This window comes from Melaminivora alkalimesophila, assembly GCF_000282995.1.
Taxonomy (GTDB): Bacteria; Pseudomonadota; Gammaproteobacteria; order Burkholderiales; family Burkholderiaceae_C; genus Melaminivora; species Melaminivora alkalimesophila.
Window position 1 is genome coordinate 1 of record NZ_ALEE01000631.1, and the last position, 4,446, is coordinate 4,446.

The window sequence follows — 4,446 nt, forward strand, 5'->3', positions numbered from 1 at the left end:
TCGGCGGTGGCCAACGGGGTGGGCGCGGCGTCCTGCGCCCGGCTGGCCCAGGGCAGGGCGGCAGCCAGCACGGCGGATGCCAGGGCAAGGCGGGTGCGAATCGGAGTGGTGGGGCTCATGGACAGGGAAGGTGAAGCGCGGCGCGCAAAGCGCCGCATTTTCGGTGTTTTCCCGGGGATGCCGCTGTAGGACGCCGGGCCGCCCGGTGATCAGCCCCCGGGCTGGGCCTGGGCGCCGGCGCGCGCGGCGAATTCGGCGCGCAGCTGGCGCAGCTTCTCGCGCGGGTCCTCGCGGGCGGTGCGGGCGTCCAGCTTCATCTCGGCGATGAAGCGGCTGGGCTGGCAGGCGACCATCTCGCGGCCCTTCTTGCGCTTCTTGGTCCAGCTCACGGCGAGCGTGCGCTGGGCGCGGGTGATGCCCACGTACATCAGGCGGCGCTCTTCCTGCAGGCGGGCGGCGATGTCCTCGGTGACTTTTTGCTGCCGGCCCTCGTCGTCGTCGAGCTTGAAGGGCAGCATCCCTTCGGTCACGCCCGCCAGGATGACGTGCGGCCACTCCAGGCCCTTGCTGGCGTGCAGGGTGGAGAGCACCACCATGTCCTGGTCCTGCTCGCGCTCGGAGATGGTGGACAGGAGGGCGATGGTCTGCGCGACCTCCAGCAGGCTCCTGGTCTCGCGCTGCGTGGTGGCGCCGCCGGCGTCGTCGATCTGCCCGCCCGCGCGCTGGGCCATCCAGTCACAGAATTCCAGCACGTTGCCCCAGCGCGCGGCGGCGACCTTGTCGCTGTCCTCGCTGTCGTGCAGGCGCTGCTCGTAGCCGATGTCCTGGAGCCAGTCGGCGAGGAAGGCGCGCGCCGCCTCATGGCCGTGCGTGTGGCGTGCGCGGTGCTCGAGCGCATTGATGGTGCGGCCGAACTCCAGCAGCCCGTCGAGTGCGCGCTTTGGCACCGCCGCCGGCAGCATGCCGTTGAACAGCGCGCCGAACAGGCTGCTGCGGTGCTGGCTGGCGAAGGTTCCCAGCGCGGCGAGCGTGCTGGGGCCGATGCCGCGCCGCGGGCTGGTGATGGCGCGCAGAAAGGCCGGGTCGTCGTCGTTGTTGATCCACAGCCGAAACCACGCGCACAGGTCACGGATCTCGGCGCGGTCGAAAAACGAGGTGCCGCCCGAGACCTTGTAGGGAATGTTGGCCTTCCTGAGGGCCTTCTCGAAGGGCTTGGCTTGGTGGTTGGCGCGGTAGAGGATGGCAAAGCTCTTCCACGCCGGCGGCGGGTTGGCGGCGGCGCGCAGGGAGAGGATGCGCGCCACGGCGCGCTCGGCCTCGTGCTCCTCGTTGTCGCAATCGACCACGCGCACCGGTTCGCCCTCGCCCAGTTCGGAAAACAGGGTTTTCGGAAACAGCTTGGGGTTCGGTCCGATGACGTGGTTGGCGGCGCGCAGAATGGCGCTGGTCGAGCGGTAGTTCTGCTCCAGCTTGATGACTTTGAGCTGCGGGAAGTCGACGGGCAGTCTTTTCAGGTTGTCCAGCGTCGCGCCGCGCCAGCCGTAGATGCTTTGGTCGTCGTCGCCCACGGCGGTAAAGCGCGCCCGCTCGCCCACCAGCAGCTTCAGCAGCTCGTACTGCGTGGCGTTGGTGTCCTGGTATTCATCGACCAGCACGTGGCCCAGCACGCGCTGCCATTTCTCGCGCACCTCGGGGTGGTGTTTCAAGAGGCGCATGGGCAGGCCGATCAGGTCATCGAAATCCACGCTCTGGTAGGCGGTGAGGCGCTCCTCGTAGCGTTGCATGATGAGCGCGGTGCTGCGCTCGTGGTCGTCCCGGGCCATGGCCAGCGCCCGGCGCGCGTCCCAGTCCTGGTTCTTCCAGGCGCTGATCGCCCATTGCCACTGGCGCGCGGTGGCGGCATCGGCCGTGCCGCCGGCGCAGTCCTTGAGGATGCTGGTGACGTCGTCCTGGTCCAGGATGCTGAAATTGGGCTTCAGGCCCAGCACGTGGCCGTCCTCGCGGACCATGCGCACGCCCAGGGCGTGGAAGGTGCACACCAGCACGTCCCGAGCCTGGCGGCCGATCAGCCCGGCGGCGCGCTCGCGCATTTCGGCGGCGGCCTTGTTGGTGAAGGTGATGGCGGCGATGCGCTTCGGGGGCAGCCCGGTCTCGATCAGCCGCGCGATCTTGTGCGTGATCACGCGCGTCTTGCCCGAGCCGGCGCCTGCCAGCACCAGGCAGGGGCCTTCGGTGTAGTGCACGGCTTGCAGTTGGGCGAGGTTCAGACCGGACATGGGAGCAGGGAAAACAGGAGTGCGCACCGGCGGGCAGCGCGCCGGGGCAGGGCTGGCGATGATAGTCGGGGCGCCTTGGCGGTCGGGCCGAGGGGGTCGGCAGCGGGCTGCCCGCGCGGCCGCCGTGGGCTTGGCTGCGTGCTAAGCTGGACAGTTTCCCCGGGCCTGCAGCCAGCCGCCCGGCACCAGCGTATCCCCTCCTGCAGAGAAAGACCCATGCCCGGACTGCTTCCCGACATCGATCCCGACGGATTGCTCGAATTCTCGGTGGTCTACACCGACCGCGCGCTCAACCACATGTCCAGGCGTTTTGTCGGCGTCATGCAGGACATCCTCCAGACCCTCAAGCAGGTCTACCACGCGCACACTGCCGTCCTCGTGCCCGGCAGCGGCACCTTCGGCATGGAGGCGGTGGCGCGGCAGTTCGCCAACGGGGAGAAGGTGCTGATCGTGCGCAACGGCTGGTTCAGCTACCGCTGGACGCAGATCTTCGACGCCGACAAGGGCTTAGGCGGTGGCTCCGTGGTCTGCAAGGCGCGCCAGCAGGAGGGCGGCAGCCAGGCGCCCTGGGCGCCGTGCCCGGCCGAGGAGGTGGCGGCCACGATCCGCGCCGAGCGGCCGAAGGTGGTGTTCGCCCCGCACGTGGAGACCGCCAGCGGGATCATCCTGCCCGACGATTACCTGCGCACCGTGAGCGCCGCCGCGCACGAGGTGGGCGCGCTGTTCGTGCTCGACTGCGTGGCCTCGGGGGCGATGTGGGTGGACATGGAGGCGAGCGGCGTGGACGTGCTGATCTCGGCGCCGCAAAAGGGCTGGAGCGGCTCGCCCTGCTGCGCCATGGTGATGCTCTCCAAGCGCGCCCGCGAGGCCATCGAGCACACGCAAAGCTCGAGCTTTTCCTGCGACCTGAAGAAATGGATGCAGATCGCCGAGGGCTATGAAAAAGGCCAGCATGCCTACCACACAACCATGCCCACCGACGCGCTGGTGCGGCTGCGCGACGTGATGCTGGAGACGCGCGACTATGGTTTCGACAGGGTGCGCGCCGAGCAGATCGAGCTGGGCGCCAAGGTGCGCGCGCTGCTGGAAGGCCGCGGCTTTCCCAGCGTGGCGGCCGAGGGCTGGAAGGCGCCCGGCGTGGTCGTGAGCTACACCACCGACCCGGGCATCCAGAGCGGCAGGAAGTTCCTGGAAGCCGGCCTGCAGACCGCCGCTGGCGTGCCGCTGCAATGCGGCGAGGGCCCGGACTTCCAGACCTTCCGCATCGGCCTGTTCGGACTGGAGAAATGGCACAACGTCGAGCGCACGGTGGGGCACCTGCGCGCCGCGCTCGATCGCATCGGCGTGCCGCAGGCGGCCTGAGCGCACGGGCGGGCCGGCCCGTCTCCTACACGGTTCCCATGGACGGCGGCAGCGGCTGCGCCCTATGCTAGGCGGCATGCACGCACCTACCACGGAGGAGCCTTCCCCGCGGGGCCCGGGCGCGGCCTCGCTGCCCGCCAGCTCCGCCGTTTCCCCGGACCACGCCCGCCAGCTGGCACGCGCCAAGCGCCAGGCCACCGGCCTGCTGGTCATGGTGCTGGTCTTTGCCCTGACGCATGTCCTGCCGCCGGGCCTGTGGGTCAGCTGCCTGCGCGCCGTCGCCGAGGCGGCGATGGTGGGGGCGCTGGCCGACTGGTTCGCCGTCTCGGCGCTGTTTCGGCGCATCCCGCTGCCGCTGGTGCACCGCCACACCGACATCATCGCGCGCAACAAGGACCGCATCGGCGGCAACCTGGCTTCCTTCGTGCGGGACGAGTTCCTCGATGCGCCCTCGCTGGTCGCGCTGATCCGCCGCCACGACCCGGCCGACCTGCTGGCGCAGTGGCTCACGGCGCCGGCCAATGCCCAGCTGCTCGGTCGCCAGGTGGCGCGCCTGGCGCTGACGGCGCTCGACACGGTCGAGGACGAGCGCATCCAGGCCTTCCTGGCCCGCGCGGCACGGGCGCTGGTCGGGCAGCTGGACATCTCGCGCTCCATGGCGGCGGCGCTGGCGGCGCTCACGCACGAGGGGCGACACCAGGCGCTGGTCGATGCGCTGCTCGCGCGCCTGGGCGAGAGCGTGCGCAAGCCGGAGACGCGCGCCTTCGTTGCCGAGACGCTGCTGCAGTGGCTGCGGCGCGAGCATCCG

The 4,446-nt window shown here is 70.2% G+C and carries 3 protein-coding genes; 2 read left to right on the forward strand and 1 reads right to left on the reverse strand.

Features of this window, described 5'->3' with window-relative positions; translation table 11 throughout:
- Window positions 1–209: 209 nt before the first annotated feature.
- Window positions 210–2,276 carry an ATP-dependent helicase gene (locus A612_RS12320; protein WP_019374774.1) on the reverse strand — a complete coding sequence of 689 codons (2,067 nt, stop codon included), beginning with the start codon at window positions 2,274–2,276 and terminating at the stop codon, window positions 210–212.
- A 216-nt stretch (window positions 2,277–2,492) separates the two neighbouring features.
- On the opposite strand from A612_RS12320, the gene A612_RS12325 reads away from it, so the two are divergent.
- The gene (locus A612_RS12325) at window positions 2,493–3,638 is read left to right on the forward strand and encodes a pyridoxal-phosphate-dependent aminotransferase family protein (RefSeq protein WP_019374775.1); all 1,146 of its coding nucleotides are present in this window, start codon (window positions 2,493–2,495) and stop codon (window positions 3,636–3,638) included.
- A 76-nt stretch (window positions 3,639–3,714) separates the two neighbouring features.
- Window positions 3,715–4,446, forward strand: a 732-nt coding sequence (locus A612_RS12330; RefSeq protein ID WP_019374776.1) for a DUF445 domain-containing protein, incomplete at its 3' end; no start/stop codon positions are given.

Excerpts from the sequence above, each read along its gene's own strand:
- A612_RS12320 (WP_019374774.1), bottom strand. The coding sequence starts at position 2,276 with ATGTCCGGTCTGAACCTCGCCCAACTGCAAGCCGTGCACTACACCGAA.
- A612_RS12325 (WP_019374775.1), top strand. The coding sequence starts at position 2,493 with ATGCCCGGACTGCTTCCCGACATCGATCCCGACGGATTGCTCGAATTC.